Source organism: Williamsia sp. Y712 (genome assembly GCF_059445525.1).
This window is the reverse complement of record NZ_JCAIUN010000004.1, coordinates 208,132-229,328: the sequence shown is the minus strand read 5'-3', so window position 1 is coordinate 229,328 and position 21,197 is coordinate 208,132. Positions and strand designations below refer to the sequence as shown.

At 63.8% G+C, this 21,197-nt stretch carries 18 protein-coding genes and 1 riboswitch; of the genes, 15 read left to right on the top strand and 3 right to left on the bottom strand.

The features are described from left to right. The first annotated feature begins 20 nt into the window (after window positions 1–20). The 4 genes from AC1D75_RS24240 to AC1D75_RS24225 all read left to right on the top strand — a co-directional run bounded on the left by AC1D75_RS24240 (window position 21) and on the right by AC1D75_RS24225 (window position 5,579). Window positions 21–3,308 carry an error-prone DNA polymerase gene (locus AC1D75_RS24240; protein WP_495517893.1) on the top strand — a complete coding sequence of 1,096 codons (3,288 nt, stop codon included), beginning with the start codon at window positions 21–23 and terminating at the stop codon, window positions 3,306–3,308. A gap of 53 nt (window positions 3,309–3,361) precedes the next feature. Beyond that, complete coding sequence (locus AC1D75_RS24235; protein WP_495517892.1) at window positions 3,362–3,592, top strand: DUF167 domain-containing protein; 231 nt, start codon at window positions 3,362–3,364, stop codon at window positions 3,590–3,592. 197 nt (window positions 3,593–3,789) lie between these two features. Continuing rightward, window positions 3,790–4,875 (top strand): DUF222 domain-containing protein, encoded by a 1,086-nt coding sequence (locus AC1D75_RS24230; protein WP_495517891.1) that lies wholly within the window; start codon window positions 3,790–3,792, stop codon window positions 4,873–4,875. A 284-nt stretch (window positions 4,876–5,159) separates the two neighbouring features. Continuing rightward, complete coding sequence (locus tag AC1D75_RS24225; protein ID WP_495517890.1) at window positions 5,160–5,579, top strand: hypothetical protein; 420 nt, start codon at window positions 5,160–5,162, stop codon at window positions 5,577–5,579. Between the two features lie 8 nt (window positions 5,580–5,587). Here the strand turns inward: AC1D75_RS24225 and AC1D75_RS24220 are convergent, their stop codons facing one another. Beyond that, window positions 5,588–6,052 (bottom strand): tRNA (cytidine(34)-2'-O)-methyltransferase, encoded by a 465-nt coding sequence (locus AC1D75_RS24220; RefSeq protein WP_495517889.1) that lies wholly within the window; start codon window positions 6,050–6,052, stop codon window positions 5,588–5,590. A gap of 148 nt (window positions 6,053–6,200) precedes the next feature. On the opposite strand from AC1D75_RS24220, the gene AC1D75_RS24215 reads away from it, so the two are divergent. The 5 genes from AC1D75_RS24215 to AC1D75_RS24195 all read left to right on the top strand — a co-directional run bounded on the left by AC1D75_RS24215 (window position 6,201) and on the right by AC1D75_RS24195 (window position 10,792). Then, window positions 6,201–6,797 (top strand): pentapeptide repeat-containing protein, encoded by a 597-nt coding sequence (locus AC1D75_RS24215; protein ID WP_495517888.1) that lies wholly within the window; start codon window positions 6,201–6,203, stop codon window positions 6,795–6,797. 25 nt (window positions 6,798–6,822) lie between these two features. After that, on the top strand, window positions 6,823–7,812 hold the full coding sequence (locus tag AC1D75_RS24210; protein ID WP_495517887.1) for an SMP-30/gluconolactonase/LRE family protein: 990 nt from the start codon (window positions 6,823–6,825) through the stop codon (window positions 7,810–7,812). Window positions 7,813–7,860: 48 nt separating this feature from the next. After that, entirely contained in the window at window positions 7,861–8,733 is an 873-nt protein-coding gene (locus AC1D75_RS24205) for a bifunctional methylenetetrahydrofolate dehydrogenase/methenyltetrahydrofolate cyclohydrolase (protein WP_495517886.1), read from the top strand. A gap of 7 nt (window positions 8,734–8,740) precedes the next feature. Next, window positions 8,741–9,097 carry a DUF3017 domain-containing protein gene (locus AC1D75_RS24200; protein WP_495517885.1) on the top strand — a complete coding sequence of 119 codons (357 nt, stop codon included), beginning with the start codon at window positions 8,741–8,743 and terminating at the stop codon, window positions 9,095–9,097. 177 nt (window positions 9,098–9,274) lie between these two features. Then, window positions 9,275–10,792 carry an Hsp70 family protein gene (locus tag AC1D75_RS24195; RefSeq protein WP_495517884.1) on the top strand — a complete coding sequence of 506 codons (1,518 nt, stop codon included), beginning with the start codon at window positions 9,275–9,277 and terminating at the stop codon, window positions 10,790–10,792. A gap of 64 nt (window positions 10,793–10,856) precedes the next feature. Here AC1D75_RS24195 and metX read toward each other — a convergent pair whose 3' ends face one another. Together metX and AC1D75_RS24185 are read right to left on the bottom strand one after the other, a co-directional pair. Continuing rightward, a complete protein-coding gene (metX, locus tag AC1D75_RS24190) occupies window positions 10,857–12,026 on the bottom strand; it encodes a homoserine O-acetyltransferase MetX (RefSeq protein WP_495517883.1) in 1,170 nt (389 codons plus the stop codon). Beyond that, window positions 12,001–13,317: a bifunctional o-acetylhomoserine/o-acetylserine sulfhydrylase gene (locus AC1D75_RS24185; protein WP_495517882.1), complete on the bottom strand. Its 1,317-nt coding sequence runs from the start codon at window positions 13,315–13,317 to the stop codon at window positions 12,001–12,003. The genes metX and AC1D75_RS24185 overlap by 26 nt, the downstream gene beginning before the upstream one ends. Window positions 13,318–13,373: 56 nt before the next feature. After that, a riboswitch (SAM riboswitch) is annotated at window positions 13,374–13,483 on the bottom strand. Window positions 13,484–13,732: 249 nt separating this feature from the next. On the opposite strand from AC1D75_RS24185, the gene AC1D75_RS24180 reads away from it, so the two are divergent. The 6 genes from AC1D75_RS24180 to yhjD all read left to right on the top strand — a co-directional run bounded on the left by AC1D75_RS24180 (window position 13,733) and on the right by yhjD (window position 21,172). Continuing rightward, complete coding sequence (locus tag AC1D75_RS24180) at window positions 13,733–15,259, top strand: cutinase family protein (protein WP_495517881.1); 1,527 nt, start codon at window positions 13,733–13,735, stop codon at window positions 15,257–15,259. 200 nt (window positions 15,260–15,459) lie between these two features. Then, window positions 15,460–16,683 (top strand): NADP-dependent isocitrate dehydrogenase, encoded by a 1,224-nt coding sequence (locus tag AC1D75_RS24175; RefSeq protein ID WP_495517880.1) that lies wholly within the window; start codon window positions 15,460–15,462, stop codon window positions 16,681–16,683. Between the two features lie 202 nt (window positions 16,684–16,885). Next, entirely contained in the window at window positions 16,886–18,103 is a 1,218-nt protein-coding gene (locus AC1D75_RS24170; protein ID WP_495517879.1) for an MFS transporter, read from the top strand. Between the two features lie 11 nt (window positions 18,104–18,114). Beyond that, window positions 18,115–18,921: an exodeoxyribonuclease III gene (locus AC1D75_RS24165; protein ID WP_495517878.1), complete on the top strand. Its 807-nt coding sequence runs from the start codon at window positions 18,115–18,117 to the stop codon at window positions 18,919–18,921. Window positions 18,922–18,992: 71 nt separating this feature from the next. After that, window positions 18,993–20,039, top strand: a complete 1,047-nt coding sequence (gene trpS / locus AC1D75_RS24160) for a tryptophan--tRNA ligase (RefSeq protein ID WP_495517877.1) — start codon at window positions 18,993–18,995, stop codon at window positions 20,037–20,039. A gap of 20 nt (window positions 20,040–20,059) precedes the next feature. Continuing rightward, a complete protein-coding gene (yhjD, locus tag AC1D75_RS24155; protein ID WP_495517876.1) occupies window positions 20,060–21,172 on the top strand; it encodes an inner membrane protein YhjD in 1,113 nt (370 codons plus the stop codon). Window positions 21,173–21,197: the final 25 nt, after the last annotated feature.

Sequence of the window (21,197 nt, the reverse complement as noted above, 5' to 3'; positions counted from 1 at the left end):
TATGTTCGATACCATGGGTTATGGGCTGGCACAATGGCCCTCCGACCTGGTCGGAGATGGAGCGCGTACTGTCCGGTCGACCGTCCGACGGCGGCCGGTCCGGTGAGACATTTGCCGGTGATGGCAGTGATAGTCCGGCCTGGTCCCGCAAGCGCGAGCCCTATGAGGCCGGAGCGCTCAGCAGGGGTGCTTCTGCCACTCCGTACGCCGAATTGCATGCCCATACCTCGTACAGTTTTCTCGACGGTGCCAGTAGTCCGGAAGAGATGGCGCAGGAGGCCTACCGGCTGGGACTCGAGGCGCTGGCGATCACCGATCACAACGGCTTCTACGGGGTGGTGCGGTTTGCCGAGGCCGCCCGGGAATGGGAACTGCCCACCATCTTCGGATCCGAGTTGTCGTTGGAACACGACTCGTCTCGGACCGGGATCGCCGACCCGAGCGGTTCGCACCTGCTCGTCCTGGCCCGGGGGCAGGAGGGTTACCGCCGTCTGTCGCGTCAACTGGCCGACGGCCACATGGCGGCCGGGGAGAAGGGGTTGCTGCGCTTCGACATCGACACGCTGGCGCAGGCGGCGCAAGGACATTGGCTGATCCTGACCGGTTGCCGCAAGGGTGATGTACGACGCGCACTGGAGACGGGTGGTCCGTCGGCTGCCGAGAAGGCACTGCGTGATCTGGTTGGCAGGTTCGGCCGCGACAACGTGGTGATGGAACTGACCGTCCACGGTGTTCCCGAAGACGACGAGCGCAATGCCGCCCTCGCGCAGATCGCCCATCGGAATCGGGTGCAGACTGTCGCGACCACGGGCGCGCACTTCGCGGCACCGGAGCGTCGGCGTCTGGCGATGGCGATGGCTGCGGTGCGGGCACGGCGCAGCCTCGACGAGATGGACGGGTGGCTCGGTCCACTCGGTGGCGCGCATCTGCGCAGCGGGGATGAGATGGCCCGGTTGCTCGCCGCACATCCGGAGTCCCTCGACAACGCCGTCATGCTGGCCAAAGACCTGGCATTCGGGCTGCATCTGATCGCGCCGCAGCTACCGCCTTTCGATGTGCCGCAAGGGTATACGGAGAGTTCGTGGTTGCGTGAGCTCACCGCACGTGGGGCATTGGAGCGATATGGCACCCCGCAGGAGCATCCCAAGGCGTACCAGCAGATCGAACACGAGCTGAACGTGATCGATTCACTGGGCTTCCCTGGCTACTTCCTGGTGGTACACGACATCGTCTCGTTCTGTCGTGCCAACGACATCCTGTGTCAGGGACGAGGTAGCGCCGCGAACTCGGCGGTCTGTTATGCCCTCGGTGTCACCGCGGTGGATGCGGTCAGCAACGGCTTGCTGTTCGAGCGGTTCTTGTCCCCGGCCAGGGACGGCCCACCGGACATCGATGTCGACATCGAATCGGATCGGCGTGAAGAGGCCATCCAGTACGTCTACCGGCGCTACGGCAGGCAGAACGCGGCCCAGGTGGCGAATGTGATCACCTACCGCGGTAAGTCGTCGGTGCGCGACATGGCTCGTGCCCTCGGATACTCGGTGGGTCAGCAGGATGCCTGGAGCAAACAGGTGCACCGGTATGGCGCTGCCCAATCGGCCGAGACCGACATCCCCGACGACGTGCTCGATCTGGCCGAGCAGATCAACGGCATGCCAAGGCATCTGGGCATCCACTCCGGTGGCATGGTCATCTGTGATCGGCCGATCGCCGACGTATGCCCAACCGAATGGGCGCGGATGCCCGGCCGCAGTGTGTTGCAGTGGGACAAAGATGATTGTGCCGCAATCGGTCTGGTGAAGTTCGACCTGCTGGGCCTGGGCATGCTCTCGGCCATCCACTACGCCATCGACTTCCTGGCCGAGCATCGCGACATCCACGTCGACCTGGCGAAGATCGATCTCACCGAAAAAGCGGTGTACGACATGCTCTGTCGCGCCGACACCGTCGGTGTGTTCCAGGTGGAGTCGCGGGCACAGATGGCCACCCTGCCGCGGCTCAAACCCCGAAAGTTCTACGACCTGGTGGTCGAGGTGGCACTGATCCGGCCGGGCCCGATCCAGGGTGGGTCTGTGCATCCCTACATTCGTCGTCGCAATGGTCTGGAAGAGCCGACCTGTGAGCATCCCTCGATGGAGCAGGCGCTCAAACGGACCCTCGGGGTACCGCTGTTCCAGGAACAACTCATGCAGTTGGCGGTCGATGTTGCCGGCTTCAGCGCCGCCGAGGCCGATCAGTTGCGACGGGCGATGGGGTCGAAACGATCACCAGAGAAGATGGATCGCCTGCGCAGCCGGTTCTACCAAGGCATGGAAGACCTGCACGGGATCACCGGGGAAGTGGCCGATCGCATCTTCGAGAAGATGGCTGCCTTTGCCAATTTCGGTTTCCCCGAGAGCCATTCGCAGAGTTTCGCCTCCCTGGTCTTCTATTCGTCGTGGCTCAAGCTGCATCACCCGGCGGCCTTCTGTGCGGCACTGCTGAAGGCACAGCCGATGGGTTTCTACTCACCGCAGTCGTTGGTCGCCGATGCCCGCAGGCATGGGGTCAGGGTGCACGGACCGGACATCAACGTCTCGCAGCCCCATGCGGACCTGGAGAACGGTGGCCTCGATGTCCGGCTCGGGCTGGGGTCGGTGCGCAACATCGGCATCGATCTGGCCGAGAAGATCGTGGCGCAGCGGGACGCCGGGGGACCGTTCAACGGTGCTGCGGACCTGTCCCGTCGCTGTGAGGTGAGCACCCGGCAACTGGAGTCGCTGGCCACGGCGGGGGCACTGGAGTGTTTCGGGACCAGCCGCCGCCAGGCGTTGTGGGATGCCGGGGCAGCCGCTGCGGAGAAGTCGGATCGGCTGGCGTTGCACGAGGTCAACGGATCACCCGCGCTGCCGGGTATGAGTGATGTGGAGATGGCCGCCTCGGATGTGTGGGCCACCGGCGTCAGCCCGGGAAGCTATCCCACCGAATTCATCCGGCCCCAGCTCAAAGAGCTCGGTGTGGTCGCGGCGGCCGATCTGTTGTCGGTGCCCGATGGTTCCCGGGTGCTGGTCGGGGGAGCGGTGACACATCGGCAGCGGCCGGCCACCGCCTCGGGGGTGACCTTTGTGAATCTCGAGGACGAAACCGGCATGGTCAACGTGGTCTGCTCGGTGGGTTTGTGGGCCAAATACCGCAAGTTGGCCCAGTCGTCGCCTGCTCTACTGATCCGGGGCCGGGTTCAGAACGCCGAGGGTGCGGTGACCGTGGTGGCAGAACGTATGCAGCGCATGGATCTTCGGGTCGCCAGCCGATCCCGGGATTGGGCCTGATCCGTCGAGTGTGCTGAAAACCGTCGTTGATCATGGCGTAATAACCTGAAGGCGTGGAAAAACTGGTGGTGGTCACGGTGAAGCCGAACAGTCGTAAGGGCCCGCTGATCGAAACCGACGACGCGGGTGCGCTCACGGTGTTCGTCCGGGAACCGGCCACCGAAGGCAAAGCCAATGCGGCTGTCGCGGCATTGCTGGCCAAGCACTTCGGTGTTGCAAAAAGCTGCGTGACGTTGACAGGTGGTGCCACTTCACGCGTTAAAAGATTCAAAATCGTTGGTTGAGTCGCCGCGCTGAGTTTCTTCGTATTGCTATCGAAAGATGTTGCAGCAAAACATAATTGGCGAGAATCTACCCTTGCGAACACGTGTTCGAACCGCTAGGCTGGGGTCAGTTGATCGCAGAGACCACTGACGAACAAATCCTCTTCCCAAGAGAATTATCAGCTTTCCTGTTGCTTCATGCCCGGAGGTGTTCTGTGGTGCGGCTTCTCGATATGGTTGATTCCCTGGTCGACTTGGTGCTACCCGACGATCCCCACGCGGCGCTCGGGATGACAAAAGATCTGATCACCCTACGCAACGCGACCGAGCATCAACTCATGGTGTGCGCCGCGGTGATCGACGAGTCCGGCATCGCTCGCACAGCCGGATCGACAACGGCAAAGTTGTTGCAGGCCAACGGTGCAGCCCCGGTCTCCGCATACCGCTGGTTACGCATCGGTGTCGGCATCGATGGCTTGGATCGGACTGCGGGTTATTCGAGGGACGGGTTTCTTGCATCCGAGCACGTCGATGCGGTGGTCAAAGGTGTCGCGCATGTGGTCGGCCGGTCCGCGGTTGCGGTCGCGGCCGAGGAGAAGGTTGAGTTCGAGCGGAAGTTGTTGAGTCAGGCAATTTCCGGGGCGACGCCGGCTGAGATCGGTGCGGCCGCCCGGTTGCTGGGGAACGAGATGGCGAAGGACACCGGGGGGCCACCACCGGCCGAAGACCGGTCCTTGAACAGTCTGGACTACGCGGTCCGTGAAGGTCGTTGTGTCGGGACGTTCGATGTGGATGCGGTGATCGGTGAAAAGTTGTTCTCCGCGTTGGACTTCTGGAGCAAGAAACGGCCGCAGCCTGACGGCTCGGACGATCCGCGCACACTCTCGCAACGACGCGCCGACGCCCTGCATCAACTGCTTGACTGCGGTGGTGGTGGGCAGACGCTGGTGTCGGCGCCGCGGACCGAGGTGATGGTCACCGTTCCCGCCGATCATCCCGAGGCTGCATCACTGCCGTGGATGGGTCCGATCACCGAGGCGACCGCGGCGATGTTGGCGTGTGATTCGTCGATCACCTCGATCACCCTGGACGGGCAGCAGGTGCCTGTTGATTTGAGTCCGCCGCAACGGCTGTTCAAGGGGTTGGTGCGCAACCGCACCTGCCACATGGCGGTTCACAACACCGACTGGGACGTGATCATGGGCTCCGACGGTCACCCGTGGCTGATCCCGCCCGCTGACATCGACCCACAGCGAAGACCGCTGCCTGCTTACAACAGGCGAACACTCACTCTCGCTGCCTGACTCTGACGCAACTGACTTCCCCTGTCGCACCCGGCTCCGGCCGGGACCGCGCGCGAACATCGACAACTTCATAGTGTGAAAGCGGTGGTGCTGCCGCCCGGACCTGGTCGATCCAGTCAGATCAACCGGGCCATGGCGGCAGCAGCCACCGCGGCCGGGGTTACGAGCCCCCGCCGGCGTGCGCTGCTGCTTGCGATGGCGGAACAGGTGGATTGGGCCCGGTGACGTCGGCCGCCGCGGGCACGGGTACCACCCGGCAGCCGGAAAGAGCCTAACCTCGGTATATGACCACGAGAAGCACGTATTCGAGCAATCTCGACAAACAAGCGTCGGGAGACGACCAGGCGAACGCCAAGCAGGTCATCGACTCCCACATCAAGGATCTGTGGGAACTGGAGGACGGTTGGAAAGGTGCCGGTTCGCTGGCACCGACGGCCGAGGCCAAGGCGTTCTTCGAGTCGTACTGGGACGGTCTGAGCAGTTCCTACTGGACCGAGTCCACACCGTCCGCCACCGTGGACGGTGGTTTGAGCATGCAATGGGCCCGCGACAAACGTGGTTACACCGCGGACATCCTGCCCGGTGGTGAACTACAGCTGACGGTCACAGAGGTCTCCCCGGCCGACAACGCCGAGCTCATGATCGCCGAGCCGACGACCGCCATGCTGCGCAGATTTGTCATGCGCGGCCTGCCCCTCGACTGACCGGGTGCTCAGACGGCGCCGGGGAATCCGTGTTGACGCCAGGCTTCGTAGATCACGATGCTCGCGGCGTTGGCCAGGTTGAGGGAGCGTCGTCCGGGCAGCATCGGGATGCGGACGGTCTCGGTGATGTGGGGGTCTGCCAAGACCTCGGCGGATAGTCCGGTGGGTTCCGGGCCGAACAGCAGGACGTCGCCGGGCTGATATTTGATGTCGGTGTAAAAGGTGTCCGCATGGGCGGTGAAGGCGTACACCCGCTTGGGTGCCAGTGCGCCCCACGCCGCCAGCAGATCGGAATGAACACTCACCGTCGCCATATCGTGGTAGTCGAGCCCGGCTCGTTTGACTTTGGGCTCGGACAGGTCGAAACCGAGTGGTTCGACCAGGTGGAGTTCACAACCGGTGTTGGCGGCCAGTCTGATCGCATTTCCGGTATTGGGTGGGATACATGGTTCGTGAAATAGCATTCTGAACACTCGCCAAGCTTGCCGTACCGGCGCATCGACCCCACCGATGGGTGTCGCAAAACGACCCGCCTTTGCAAAGACGAGCCACAAATAGTGGCTCGTCTTCGTATTTTCTGGCTCGTTTGGGTGGACGGGTGTGCCCGTGTAGACATGGGGCATGACTGATGTGGCGCAGGGTGAACAGTTCGACTATGCCGACTTCTCAGGGGAGACCTGGGAAGACCGGGAGTTTGTCAGCTGTAGCTTCGTCGAAGCCGACCTGAGTGAATTGTCCACTCGTGCAGTGACCTTCACTGATTGTGACTTCACCGGTGCCAACCTCGGATTCTCGAAACACTCCTCGAGCGCGTTCCGCAACTGCCACTTCGAACGCACACACCTGAACAAGGTCGAGATGAGGGACTGCAGTCTGCTGGGATCGGTCATCACCAACTCGCGGGTCCGGCCGATGAAGATCATCGACAGCGATCTCTCACTCACGTCCATCGGTGGCCTGGACCTCTCGGGTGTTGTCCTGCGGGGTTGCCGGATGCGGGAGGCGAACCTGTCGGATTCGAATCTCACCGGCGCCGACCTGGCCGGGTCGGACCTGTCGGGTGTCCGTGCGATCGGCACAAAACTCGGTGAGGCGAATCTGCGTGGTGCGAGAATAGATCCGATGCTCTGGCTGCAGGCCAAAGTCACCGGTTCACTCGTCGACCACGGGCAGGCGATGGAATTCGCGGCAGCACACGGACTCGACATCGGAGGCTGACCTGAGCAAGCCATCGATCTCCCCGGTGCGCTGGACGTCGACCCCTGCGACGACCGATGGCTGGCCGGAGCCGCAGGAACCCGAGATCACCGTCATCGATATCGAATCCGACTCACCCGAAGATGTGGTCGTCGACGGCCGCGGGCGGATATGGACCGGGGCGATCGGTGGTGACATCATCTGCATCGATCCCGACACCGGGCGCTGGCAGGTGGTTGCCACCACGGGCGGGCGACCACTCGGTATGGAAGTGCTTGGCAGGCGACTGCTCATCTGTGACAGCGAACGTGGACTACTGCAGATGGACCTCGACACCCACGTGATCGAGACCATCCTCGACGAGGTGGACGGTCATCGGCTGACGTTCTGTTCCAACGTGATCGTGACCGAGCACACCGGTGGCACCGATCCGCGGCCGCGTGTGCTGTACGTGAGTCAGTCCACCACGCGGTTCGGTTACGACCACTACAAAGCCGACATCATCGAGCACTCGGCGACCGGACGGCTGATCCGCGTGGACCTCGACGACGATCTTCGGCCGAGCGCCACCGTCGTCCTGGACGACCTGCAGTTCGCCAACGGGATCGTCGCGCACTCCGGGCTCCTGTTCATCGCCGAAACCGGTGACCACCGGGTGCGGTCCTACGATCCCGCGACGGGGGAGCAGTCGATGCTCATCGATCGGCTTCCCGGATATCCGGACAACGCGTCGTTGAGTCGCGACGGACAGCGCATGTGGCTGGCGATGGCGGGTATGCGGAGCCGGCCGCTGGCGTTGCTTGCCGGGCATCCATGGCTGCGGAGGTTGATCTGGCAGGTGCCGGATCGTTTTCTGCCGGAGCCGGTGTCCCCGCTGTGGCTGCTCGAGATCGAGTTGCCCAGCGGTCGTGTTATCGCAGATCATCGGGCACATGTCCCGGGTTTCGGCCAGAGCACCGGAGTGGTCGAGACCGGCGGCAAAGTGTGGATCTCGGGTATCGGATCGTCGAAGATCGCGTGCTTCGACACCCGCTAGATCCATGGCCTGCACAACCTGCGGCCGCGACCTGAAATGATGGGTGTCGTGAGTGCAGCTGTGTTGGACGGAAAAGCCACCCGTGACGAAATTTTTGTCGACCTGAAAGAGAGGGTGGACAAGCTCCGCGCCGCCGGGATCGTTCCCGGTCTCGGTACCGTGCTGGTCGGTGAAGACCCCGGCTCCCACGCCTACGTGCGTGGCAAGCACAACGATTGCGCCAAACTCGGCATCGCATCGATCCGCAAGGATCTGCCCGCCGACATCACCACCGAGCAACTCAACGCGGTCATCGACGACCTGAACGCCGATCCGGCCTGCACCGGATACATCGTCCAGCTGCCGCTGCCCAAGCATCTCGACGAGAACGCGGCGCTGGAGCGGATCGACCCCGCCAAGGATGCCGACGGCCTGCATCCGATCAATCTGGGCCGGCTTGTGCTGGACGGCTCGGGGACGTCGTCCGATGCTCCGCTGCCGTGCACCCCGCGTGGCATCCTGCATCTGCTGCGGCGGTACGACGTGCCGATTGCCGGATCCCATGTTGTTGTCGTCGGCCGCGGCGTGACGGTGGGACGTCCGATCGGGCTCTTGTTCACCCGCCGGACCGAGAACGCCACTGTCACGCTGTGTCACACCGGCACCGCGGACCTCGCCGCCGAGGTCTCGCGCGCCGACATCGTGATCGCGGCAGCCGGCGTGGCCGGCCTCATCACCGCCGACATGGTCAAGCCCGGAGCCGCGGTTGTCGATGTCGGTGTCAGTCGAACGGATGCAGGTTTGGTCGGCGACGTGGACCCCGCGGTGTGGGATGTCGCCGGATATGTCTCACCAAACCCCGGTGGTGTCGGACCGCTCACCCGAGCGTTCCTGATGGCCAATGTCGTCGAGCGCGCCGAATCCGCGTTGTCGCGAAGCTGACCCGGATATGAGCAGCAGGTCGGCCGCGGGCGAGGGGGCAGCAACAAGCGCACGGCGTGCGCGCGCCCGTCGCTTTCATCGCGTCCGGCAGTTGCGGACGGTGCTGGTCCAGATACCTTTCATCGCCGTCATGGCGCTGATCGTGGTGGCCGCGATCTTCTTGATCTTCGACCGCTGGCGTCGAGGGACCTTCGTTCTCGGTTCGGCCGCCTTGCTTGCGGCGCTTCTCCGGGCGATATTGCCGACATCACGCGCCGGTCTCCTCGAGGTTCGTGGACGTGTAGCGGACGTGTCGTCGATGGTGGTAGTCGGTGTCGCCATCCTCTGGTTGGCGACCTCGATCGACCCTTTGGGCACAGATTGATTACAATGGTTCCCGTTGCTGTAATTGTCTGTTGACTTTGGTCGTGCCGAAAAGTACTGGCGCGGCCGTAGACAATGGCAGTAGGGGAACTGTCCAACAGCGGCAGTGAATGGATCAGGGGTGTGAAATCGGCATCATCTGGGCCCCAACCGAGCGATAGCGATCGGAATGAGGACCATGAGTACGTCACTGGGTTTGTCCGCAGGCAGTGGAATGATCCACTGTGTCCTGCTGTCGACCGATGACAATGGTCGCCAGAGTTCGATCAACCGCGTCATCGACGTCGACCTCACCGATGGTCTGACCCGCGCGGGCCGCGTGAACTCCGGCATCGATCTGATGTTGGGTACCGCGCAGGACCGCGGGAGCAAGGTCGGGCCGATCGGCGTCGCGTACCGCACCGACGAGCACGCCCGCGAAATCGCTTCTCGTGGCACCGGTGCCAAGCGGCAGATCCAGTTGATCGCCGAAACAGAGGCTGTGGCCCATCAATTGGGTTCCACCGGCGAGATCGGCCGGTTTGCCTCAGTGGTCGTCGTGGACCTCGGCGACACCGGAATGAGCACGTACACACTTGATCCGGCGACTGGACGGGTCAGTGACCTGAGGCGGAGCGAGGCGATTTCGGGCGCCGAGCTCGATGCTCTGCTGATGCAGGAACACGCCACCAATGGTCGCTTGCGCGGACGTCGCAGGTCTACGGTGCTGAGCGCCTGCCGGACCGCAAAAGAAGAACTGTCGGTCAGTGAGTCGACCTCCCTGACCGTCGGTGGCTCGTCGGATGCCGGCACCGTGACCCGATCGGCGTTCGAAGCTCTCATCCGGCCGATGGCGCAGGCGGCGGCGGCAGAGGTCGCCGACTACACGGCGGTCTCCCGTCCGGACGCCGTCGTGCTCATCGGTGGTGTCGCCAACATTCCGCTGGTCCGCGACCTCATCACCGATGAGGTCGGCGTCGAAGCGGTGCTTCCGCACGGCCCGGAATCGGTTGCGGCCACCGGCGCGGCCCGGCTGGCCGCCGCGAGCATCCGGCCTGCCGGACTCGCTTTCATCGGTGGCCGGCGCAGCCGCGACTGGTTGTCGGCGGCGCCGCTTGCCATGTTCGGTGCATTGCTCGCGGGAGCGTTGATGACCGTGTACGCGGTCGGATCGTCGCTCGCAGGCAACCCGTCGACACCGAACAAGGTCCCGGAGCCCCCGGCGTCGCCGTCCGTGATCGCTGAAGCGCCGCCGCAGACAACGACCACGACCACGACCACAACCACGACGACCAACGCGCAGGTGACCTCCACGCCGACGCAGATTCCGACGCGGACCACGTGGGATATGGCACCGCCGGTTGCCGGCGGAAACCCCGAACTCGGCTGGGCGACAACCGAATTGCCGCCACCAACGTCGTCGTCGGATCCGCCGACGAGGACCCTGAGCCCGTCGTTGATCCCGTTCCCGCTGCCGAGCCTCACCTGGCCACCCAAGGTGGGCCCGTCGTCTCCGTCGACTCCACCGCCACCGCCACCGGAATCAACCACGCCTGAACCGACTCCGGAGATCGAACCCGCTCAGCCGCAGGAGGGGGAGGGCGCGGCGCCGTCACAGCCGGCGCTCGTGGCCCCCTCGGGTTCATCGCCGTCTGATGCACCGCAGTCCGGAGATCCGGCGTCGGGTACTGTGCCTACTTCGCAGCCCGCAACCTGACGATGTTCCGGTGCCGCCGCACCTGACCGACTGCCACGTGGGCCGAGCCGGTCAGGTGGAGGTATCAGCCACGCGCGAGGACGAGAGTCTTCTTGAGAAGGTCTGAGATCGCGTCGAATTCGGTCAGGAATCCGTCGTGACCGTTGGCGGAATGCACCACGTGCAATCCATCGACGCAGCCGGGCATGAGTTCGGCCAACTCGATCTGCTGACGCAGAGGATAGAGCCTGTCGGAATCGATGCCACCGACCACCACGGGTACATGGCAGCTCCGCAGGGCGGCTTCGACGCCACCGCGTCCGCGTCCGACGTCGTGGTTGTTGAGCACCTCGGACAGCACCACGTAGCTACCCGGATCAAACCGGCGGACAAGCTTGTCGGCCTGGTGTTCGAGGTAGCTCTGCACCGCGTAACGGCCGCCGTGTAACGGATCTTCTTGTCCCTGAGGGAGATTGGCGAACCTCTGGTCGAGTTCGGGTTCGCTGCGGTAGTACATGTGCGCGATGCGGCGGGCAATGCCAAGACCTGACGTGGGTGTTCGACCACTACCGTGATAGTCGCCGTTCTGCCAGTTGGCATCGGCCTTGATTGCCGCGATCTGTGTTGTCTGCGTACCGATTTGGTCAGCTGATGCGCGAGCGCCGACGGCCAGGATCAAGCCGCTCCGCACTCGCTGCGGGTAGCCGATGACCCATTCCAGAGCGCGGGCGCCACCCATCGAGCCGCCGATGACGGCTGCGACGGAATCGATCTGCAGTGCGTCGAGCAGTGCGACCTCGGCGCGGACCTGATCGAGAACGGTGATGGTGGGGAAACGTGAACCCCACACCTGACCTTCGGAATCCAGTGATGCCGGGCCGGTGGAACCGCCGCATCCGCCGAGGACATTTGCCGAGATGACACACCACTCGTCGGTGTCGACCGCGGCGCCCGGACCGATCAGCCCATCCCACCAACCGGGGGTGGGCTGATCGGGACCGACGGGTCCGGTTGCGTGGGAGTCGCCGGTCAGGGCATGCAGTGCCAGAACAACGTTGTCGCGGGTGGGCGAGAGTGTGCCCCAGCGCTGAAACGCCAGGGTCACATTCTCGATCTGTCCGCCGTTGTCCAGCGAAATCGGGCCGACCGACACACTGGTCAGCTGCCCATCAGGCAGGAATTCCCAGTCCGGATGAGTTCGTGGTGGCGTGTGCGGGTCGATACTCACCTCACTTGGCCGCAGCGAAGCCTGCATCGAGGTCGGCGATGATGTCGACGATGTTCTCGATGCCGACAGCCAACCGGACCAGTCCGGGGGTCACGCCTGCGGCCAGCTGCTCTTCGGCGATCAGCTGGGAGTGGGTGGTCGAGGCGGGATGGATGACCAGCGAGCGCACATCACCGATGTTGGCGACATGGCTGTGCAGGACCAGTGCGTCGACGAACCTCTTGCCTGCGTCCACGCCGCCGGCGATCTCGAAGCCGATGATCGCGCCCTGGCCACGCGGGGCCAATTCCTGGCCTCGCTTGTACCAGCGTGAGGATTCGAGTCCGGCGTATGCCACTGACTCCACCTGCGGGTGCTCCTCCAGGTACTTGGCCACTTTCTGGGCGTTCGACACGTGGCGCTCGATCCGCAGGCTGAGGGTTTCCAGGCCCTGGGCGATGAGGAAGGCGTTGAACGGCGAGATGGCGGCACCGGTATCGCGCAACCACTGCACGCGGGCCTTGAGGGCGTAGGCCGGAGCACCGAGGTCGGCGAAGATCGCACCGTGGTAGCTCGGGTCCGGGGTGGTGAATCCGGGGAACAGGTCCACACCGTCACGCTGGCCGCGCCAGTCGAAGGTGCCACCGTCGACGATCACGCCGCCGATCGCGGTGCCATGTCCACCAAGGTATTTCGTGGCCGAATGCACCACGATGTCGGCGCCGTGCTCCAGCGGGTTGATCAGGTACGGGGTGGCGACGGTGTTGTCGACGATCAGTGGCAGGCCGGCCTCGTGGGCAACGGCGGAGATGCCGGGGAGGTCGAGGATCTCGTTGTTCGGGTTCGAGATGGTCTCACCGAACAGGGCGCGGGTGTTGGGCTGGATGGCCGCGCGCCAGCTGTCGAGGTCTTCCGGGTCATCAACGAAACTGACCTGGATACCGAGCTTGGGAAGCGTGTAGTGGAAGAGGTTGTACGTGCCGCCGTAGAGGCGGGGGCTCGACACCACATGACCGCCGTTTTCGACGATGTTCAGGATCGAATAGGTCTCGGCGGCCTGACCCGACGCGACGAGCAGAGCCGCCACGCCACCTTCGAGGGCTGCGATGCGCTGCTCGACGGCGTCCTGGGTGGGGTTCATGATGCGGGTGTAGATGTTGCCGGGCTCGGCCAGACCGAAGAGGTTGGCGGCGTGCTCGGTGTCGCGGAACGTGTACGACGTTGTCTGGTAGATCGGCAGGGCACGGGCGGAGGTTGCCGAATCCGGGCTCTGGCCAACATGGACCTGCTTGGTTTCAAAGCTCCAGTTGTCGGCCGGATTGACGTCGGTGTCAGACATGTAGGACTTCTCTTTCTTGGTCGTTAGACATCCAATTAGAGGGTCCGACCTTTCGGACCCCGCGCTTGCCGCGGCGAACCGCAACCTGGTCGTCACCCGGAGCACCCCACCGCGGTTGGAGGGTTGCCGGTCAGCTAGCCGGGGCTTGTCGCTGACACTCAGGACCTGGCCAAAAGGATATAACACGCGCTTCCTGTGCAAAAAAGCGTTCAGCGCAGGGAGATTCTGTGATTCGCCATCGTGTAGTCCGCTCTGTACTACGTTCACGCGATTGGTCATTGTCAATACCTGTCGTAACTTCAGTGCATCGCCTTGAATTGCCTGAGGCAGTTAGCAATTCGAAACAACTGGGGCTGCTGTGGGTGTTCAGACGAGGCGTGGTCGTGTTGTTTCGAAACGGACCAATCGGCGCGCGGTGGCGCTTGCCTCCGGTGCTGCGGCGGCGGCGCTGCCGGTGCTCGGTTTCCTCGGGAGCGCTCCGGGGCTCGCCGCCGAGTCAGCGCCGTATGACTGCGGTGACGGCGGAGTGTTCGTGGTGGCCGGCACCGATGATCCGAACCACCTGCACACCCGGGGCCTGGAGACCAGGTACACCGACCAGGGCTACGTGATCAACCGGGTCGACTACCCGGCGACCTTCTGGCCACTCGGTGCGCAGAGTTACGACGCGAATATCGAGACCGGAAAGGCCGCGCTCGCCCGGGACGTGGCGACCTATCAGGCCAACTGCCAGGACAAACCGGTTGTCATCGTCGGTTATTCACAGGGGGCCCGCATCTCCGGTGACGTACTGACCGACATCGCGGCGGGCAAGGCCGGTGGCGTGACCTCGGTCGGAGTGTCGGGTGAGCTCTATTCCGACCCACGGCGACGGGGCACGAACTCCGGTGCCGGAGCCGAGGTCAACCTCATCAATGCGTATCCGGGGGCGATACTCGACGGTTCGCGCGACGGCGACTTCGGCGACATTGCGGTGTACTCGGTCTGTATCGACGGCGACGCGATCTGTGACCTACCCGATCTGCGGCGAGATCCCATCGGGGCGCTGGATGCGCTGGTGGGCTTCTTCGTCAAACACCAGAACTACGGCCCGATCATGGCGGCCGGGCCAGGCGCATCCGTCGGTACCGACGGCGTCACTGTCATCAAAGAGTCCGACGGTGCCGATGTGGTCTTCATCGCCGCCGATCCATCACTGACCATCGTGCTGGCACAGGTCGGGTTACCCAACCTGCTGCGCCCGGTGATCCTCGATTTTCCCTATGCCGAACTGGCGGTCATCCAGCCGATATCACGCGCGATCATGGGATTGCTGCCTGCGCTGCCGCAGCTCGGGCACGGCGCATATCTGACCGATCTGTACGCGATCCGGGACGCGCTGTCCGGTGATCCGACTGCATGGGCCGCGATCTTCGGGAGCGCGGTCAGCATCATCCGGTATCCGGAGAACTTCGTTCGGGACTGGATCGCGGTGATCGACGCCGTCCTCGACCACCGCGACCCGGACCTCGGGTTCATCGCGGCACCGACGGTGCGAGCCATGGCGGTTGCGGCATTCGGTGCGACCACCGAGGGAGGGGCGGGCCTGGACGATCGCACCACGGATATCGCCGATTCCGGCGATTCCGGCGAGGTGCTCGCCGCGCCGACCGTCGATCACGTGCAGACGCCTGTCGCCGCCGTTTCGGTGCCGGGCAGGCACCGGGCGCCGGAAGGCACCCCGTCGGCCGTGCGACCTGCTGATGTGTTCGCCGACGCCCCGGTGTGGAGCGGTCCGGCAACCTCGCAGCCGGACCTGGGTGTCGATGACGGCGGCCACGACGCCGCCGATTCCGCGGCAGATCAGGAGCCGGCTGTTTCGGCGCAACCGGTGTCCCAAGAGCCTGCCGCGTCCGATACAACGCTCGTTGACCTGTCCGCGGATCTCGCTTCCGCCCCGTGAGCCGGTCTCTGCGCCGACCCCCATGACCCGCCGGTGATGGGTATGCTGGCAAGCAGTACGCCCGTTATATTTGCATGTGCTCGGTGAGCGAGATACCTGCCCGCCGGACTAGGTTGAACATGTTTGGGTGCAGGCGCGCGCCGGCGCACGAGGCGGCGCCCGAAGCAGGGCCCACATCGTCGAGGAGGACGCGTAGCCATATGGGCAAGATCAAGGTCGAAGGAACGGTCGTAGAACTGGACGGCGACGAGATGACCCGCATCATCTGGCAGTTCATCAAAGAGAAGCTGATCCACCCCTACCTCGATCTGAACCTGGAGTATTACGACCTCGGCATCGAGGAACGTGACCGTACCGACGACCAGGTCACCATCGATTCGGCGTACGCCATCCTCGAACACGGTGTCGGCGTCAAGTGCGCCACCATCACCCCCGACGAAGCCCGGGTCGAAGAGTTCGGCCTGAAGAAGATGTGGCGCTCACCCAACGGCACCATTCGAAACATACTGGGCGGCACGATCTTCCGTGCTCCGATCATCATCTCCAACGTCCCGCGACTGGTACCGGGGTGGACCAAGCCGGTCATCGTCGGTCGCCACGCGTTCGGTGACCAGTACCGCGCGACCGATTTCAAGGTTGCCACCGCGGGCAAGGTCACCATCACGTTCACCCCGGACGACGGCTCCGCGCCGATCGAGCACGAGATCGTTCAGATGCCCGAAGAGGGTGGCGTCGTGATGGGAATGTACAACTTCAACAAGTCCATCGAAGACTTCGCGCGGGCATCGCTGAACTACGGTCTGCAGCGCAACTACCCGGTGTACCTGTCGACCAAGAACACCATCCTCAAGGCCTATGACGGAGCGTTCAAAGACATCTTCCAGCATGTCTTCGACACCGAGTTCAAGGCTGAATTCGACGCTGCCGGAATCCATTACGAGCACCGACTCATCGACGACATGGTGGCCTCCAGCCTCAAGTGGGAGGGTGGATATGTCTGGGCCTGCAAGAACTACGACGGCGATGTGCAGTCGGACACCGTGGCCCAGGGATACGGTTCGTTGGGCCTGATGACCTCTGTCCTGATGACACCGGATGGCAGCGTCTGCGAGGCGGAGGCCGCGCACGGCACCGTCACCCGGCACTTCCGTCAGCACCAGCAGGGCAAGCCGACCTCGACCAACCCGATCGCGTCGATCTTCGCGTGGACCCGCGGTCTCGATCATCGTGGCAAGCTCGACAACACCCCTGAGGTGCGTGAGTTCGCCCAGAAACTCGAGGACGTTGTCATCGAGACGGTCGAGAGCGGCAAGATGACCAAGGATCTCGCGCTCTTGGTCGGCGGCGACCAGGCGTACCAGACCACCGAGGAATTCCTTGGGGCACTTGATGAGAACCTCGAGGCGGCCATCAAGGCCGGCTGACCGGCCGAAAATCGCATCGGAATCCGCGGCGGACGTCGTTGGCGGATTGTCGTCCTGTGGGTCAATTCACGTCCGATCCCGGAATGACTCGTGACCTCTGCCGGTTGACACCGTAGCTACGCCGGTTGAAGAACCGCCAGCAGTATCGCCGTTGCCCCCGATCACCCCCGATCACCCCCGATCGTCTTCGAGAGGTTCGAACATGTCCGCAGTCAGCACCGTCGCCCCCGAATCCTCGGGGGTGGTGCGGAACAGTAGACGGACCGCCATTCTGGCGTTGTCGCTCGGCGCGTTCGGCATCGGTACCACCGAGTTCGTCGCGATGGGGCTGCTGCCGGACATCGCCGATTCACTGGGAACCAGTGAACCGACGGCCGCGCACGTGATCTCCGCCTACGCGCTCGGTGTTGTGGTGGGCGCTCCTACAATTGCGGCACTGACCGCGCGAATGTCACGACGCACCTTGCTGATTGCGCTGATGGTCGCCTTCACCGTCGGCAATGTCGCCACCGTGTTCGCCCAGAACTACGGCATGTTGATGCTCGCCCGCTTCGTCGCCGGACTGCCCCACGGCGCCTACTTCGGTGTTGCAGCCCTCGTGGCCGCCCATCTGGCGGGTCGTGAGTCCCGGGCAAAGGCAGTGGGCCAGGTGATGATCGGACTGAGCGTTGCCAACGTTGTCGGAGTGCCTGCGGCGACATGGCTCGGTGGCGCGCTCGGCTGGCGGGCCGCGTTTGTGGTGGTGGCCGTGATCGGCTTGTTGACGATCGGGGCTCTGTTCAGATTCCTGCCGGCACTGTCGGACATGAAGATCACCAATCCGATGACCGAACTCGGCGCTCTGAAACGGCCGCAGGTGTGGTTCGCGCTCCTCATCGGCATCGTCGGATTCGGCGGGATGTTCGCGTTCTACACCTACATCAGCACCACGCTGACCAGTGTGTCGGGCGTCTCCGAATCCCTCGTCCCGTTTGCCCTGATGCTCTTCGGTCTGGGCATGGTGGCAGGCAACATCCTCGGTGGTGTGCTTGCCGATCGTGGTGTGGTCAAGGCGATACTCATCAGTCTGGTCTCCATCGTGATCGCACTGACCGGGTTTGCCCTGCTGGCCAGTAATCCGTGGGCCGCGCTGATCCTGACCTTCTTCATCGGATTGACCGGCGTTGCGCTGACCCCGGCGCTGCAGATCCGGCTGATGGATGTCGCCGAGGACGCGCAGACCCTGGCCGCGGCGTTGAACCACTCGGCACTGAACATCGCCAATGCTGGTGGTGCGTGGATGGGCGGGCTGGTGATCGCGGCCGGATACGGATACCGGGCACCGTCGGTGCTCGGTGCCGGGCTGGCCATCGCCGGCCTCGCGGTCCTCGGGCTGGCGGTGCTGTACGCCCGCAAATTCGCTGTCACAGGACGCACGTAGGCTCGCCCGACGTGACCACAATCGTGACGACGATCAACGTAAACGGCATTCGCGCCGCTGTGAAGCACCGCTCGGAGCGCAATCTGGGGCTGATCCCGTGGCTGCGTGAAACCACCACCGACCATGTCCTGCTCCAGGAGACCAGGGCCACCGAGGAGCAGGTCGTCGAGGCGCTGGCCCCGGCGCTGGACGACGGTTGGTTCCTGAGCCTGCACGAGTCGTCGGTGAAGGGCCATTCAGGGGTGGCGATCCTCTCCCGCACCAAGCCGGACAAGGTTCGCAAAGGTTTCGGCAGCGAGGAGTTCGACGACACCGGGCGCTATATCGAAGCAGATTTCGGAACGCTGACCGTGGCCAGTCTGTATCTACCCAAGGGCGCCGGTGACGGTCCCAAGCGCGAGGCGAAGTTCCGTTTTCTCGACGAGTTCGGAGCGCACCTGGGCGCACTCGGCCGCAAGCGCCGGGGTGTGGTGGTCGGCGGCGACTGGAACATCGCACCCACCGCCCTGGATCTGAAGAACGCCAAGGGCAACGTGAAGAACCCCGGCTTCCTGCCGGAAGAACGCGCGTGGGTGGCCGGGGTACTGGAGACCGGATGGCGTGACGTCGCCCGTGATCTCGCCGGTGAGGTCGCCGGGCCGTACTCGTGGTGGAGCTGGCGCGGCAAGGCATTCGACAACGACTCGGGCTGGCGGATCGACTATCAGCTGGCCAACAAGACGATGGCCGCCACGGCGACGAAGTCCTGGGTCGATCGCGCCGGGGCCTACGATCTGCGGTGGTCAGACCATGCGCCGGTCACCGTGGAGTACGCCTGAGAGGCGTGCCGCCCGGAGCGTGCGGGTGCGGTGTGTGAAATGCGGTGGCGCCCGGATGAGAGAATTCGTCCGTGAGTGAATCGGTAACCGAAACCAAGCCCGCCCGGCGCAAGAGAGTCCTGTCGGGTATCCAGCCCACCAGTGACTCCTTCCATCTCGGGAACTACCTGGGTGCGGTGCAGCAGTGGGTGAGGTTGCAGGACGAGTTCGAGCAGGCGTTCTACTTCATCCCGGACATGCATGCCATCACCACCGCGCACGACCCCAAGGCGTTGCGCGATCGCTCGCGGCGCAGCGTTGCCCAGCTGCTGGCCCTCGGTGTCGATCCGGCACGCTCGACCATCTACCTGCAGTCGCATGTGCCGCAGATCGCTCAATTGACGTGGGTGCTCTCGTGCCTCACCGGTTTCGGCGAAGCCGGCCGGATGACACAGTTCAAGGACAAGTCGGCCAAACAGGGCACCGATCACGCGAGCGTCGGGTTGTTCACCTACCCGATCCTGATGGCCGCCGACATCCTCACGTTCCAAGTCGATCAGGTGCCGGTGGGCGAGGACCAGCGTCAGCACCTGGAACTGACCCGAAATCTCGCTCAGCGCTTCAACTCTCGGTTCGGCAAGACGTTCATCGTTCCGGAGGCGTACATCGTCACCGAGACCGCGAAGATCTATGACCTGCAGAACCCGTCGGCGAAGATGAGCAAGTCGGCCGAGTCCGATTCCGGTCTGATCAATCTGCTCGACGACCCGAAACGGTCGGCGAAGAAACTTCGTTCGGCGGTCACCGATAACGGCCGGGAGATCATCTTCGACCGTGAGGAGAAGCCGGGTGTGAGCAACTTGCTGACGATCCTGTCGGCGCTGAGCGGTAAGTCGGTGGACGACCTCGTCGCCGGATACGACGGCCAGGGTTACGGCCAGCTCAAGGTCGACACGGCCGAGGCGTTGACCGAGTTCGTGATTCCGTTGCGGGCCCGTTTCGATGAACTGCTGGCAGATCCGGCTCAGCTCGATCAGATTCTGGCCGCGGGTGCGCAGACGGCTCGTGAAGTGGCTTCGCGAACGTTGGCAACCGTCTATGACAAGGTGGGATTTGTAGCGCCAGTGCCGCTCGACTGACACACCGAACGGGGAACGACATGCCACAGGCTCGCGCCGGTACAAAGCTCAAGCCACGGGCATCCGATCACGGCCAGGACGCACACAAACCGGGTGTGATCACCACGCCCGGTGCGGCCGACAAGCCGTCGTTTCTCGATAAACAGCGCGCACGATATCCATGGTTCAACCACCTCATGGAGGCGGCGACGCGGTATCAGGGTTCCAAGGGTGACTACTTCGCCGCCGGGGCCACGTACTTCAGTGTCTTCGCGCTTTTCCCACTGTTGATGATCGGGTTTGCCGTCGCCGGTTTCGTCTTCGCCAACAACGAGGAGTTACTCGACAAGGCAAAGGACAAGATCGCCGATTCCGCGGACGGCAGCATGGGTGAGCAGCTCACCGATCTGATGGACCAGGCCATCGAGTCGCGCGCCACGATCGGTGTCCTGGGTCTGCTGATCGCCCTCTATGCCGGTCTCGGGTGGATGGCGAACCTGCGCAACGCGCTGACCGTGCAGTGGGGTTCAGAACCCGAATCGCCTGGCATCGTGAAGACCAAGTTGTCCGATCTCGGTGCCCTCCTCGGCCTCTTCCTGGCCATGATCGTCACCTTTTCGCTGTCGGCGCTGTCCAGTAGCAGCCTGGTCCATCAGATCTTGGAATGGCTGACCGTCGATGACCTCCCAGGGGTGTCATGGGCGGTTCGGGCGGTTTCCGTGGTGCTCTCGATCCTGGCGTCATGGTTGCTGTTCACCTGGGTGATCGCGAAACTGCCCCGGGTGGCACTACCGTTGCGCAACGCGTGGAAGGCCGGACTGCTCACCGCCGTGGTGTTCGAGATCTTCAAACAGGTGGCGAGCTTCTACCTCAAGTCCGTGGTGAGCGGCCCTGCCGGAGCCACATTCGGGCCGATTCTGGGCATCATGGTTTTTGCCTTCATCACCACCCGGATCATCCTGTTCGCCACCGCTTGGGCGGCCACCGATCCACGCAACCGCAAGTACGAGCCGACATCGGTACCGGATTCGGTGGTCATCAGCCCGCGGGTCGTGGTCCGCGAAGGACTCTCCGGGCGTGGTGCGGTGGCAGCTGTCGGTGCCGGTGTGGTTGCGGCGTTGGGTATTTCGGCCGCGACACGGCGCAAGCGCTGACGTCACCGGCGATTTCGGTCCGGAG

Coding starts and splice junctions, on each gene's coding strand:
- AC1D75_RS24240 (WP_495517893.1), top strand. CDS start 21: ATGGGCTGGCACAATGGCCCTCCGACCTGGTCGGAGATGGAGCGCGTA.
- metX (WP_495517883.1), bottom strand. CDS start 12,026: ATGCAGGCTTCGCTGCGGCCAAGTGAGGTGAGTATCGACCCGCACACG.
- AC1D75_RS24200 (WP_495517885.1), top strand. CDS start 8,741: ATGAGCAGCAGGTCGGCCGCGGGCGAGGGGGCAGCAACAAGCGCACGG.
- AC1D75_RS24215 (WP_495517888.1), top strand. CDS start 6,201: ATGACTGATGTGGCGCAGGGTGAACAGTTCGACTATGCCGACTTCTCA.
- AC1D75_RS24185 (WP_495517882.1), bottom strand. CDS start 13,317: ATGTCTGACACCGACGTCAATCCGGCCGACAACTGGAGCTTTGAAACC.
- AC1D75_RS24170 (WP_495517879.1), top strand. CDS start 16,886: ATGTCCGCAGTCAGCACCGTCGCCCCCGAATCCTCGGGGGTGGTGCGG.
- AC1D75_RS24175 (WP_495517880.1), top strand. CDS start 15,460: ATGGGCAAGATCAAGGTCGAAGGAACGGTCGTAGAACTGGACGGCGAC.
- yhjD (WP_495517876.1), top strand. CDS start 20,060: ATGCCACAGGCTCGCGCCGGTACAAAGCTCAAGCCACGGGCATCCGAT.
- AC1D75_RS24195 (WP_495517884.1), top strand. CDS start 9,275: ATGAGTACGTCACTGGGTTTGTCCGCAGGCAGTGGAATGATCCACTGT.
- AC1D75_RS24225 (WP_495517890.1), top strand. CDS start 5,160: ATGACCACGAGAAGCACGTATTCGAGCAATCTCGACAAACAAGCGTCG.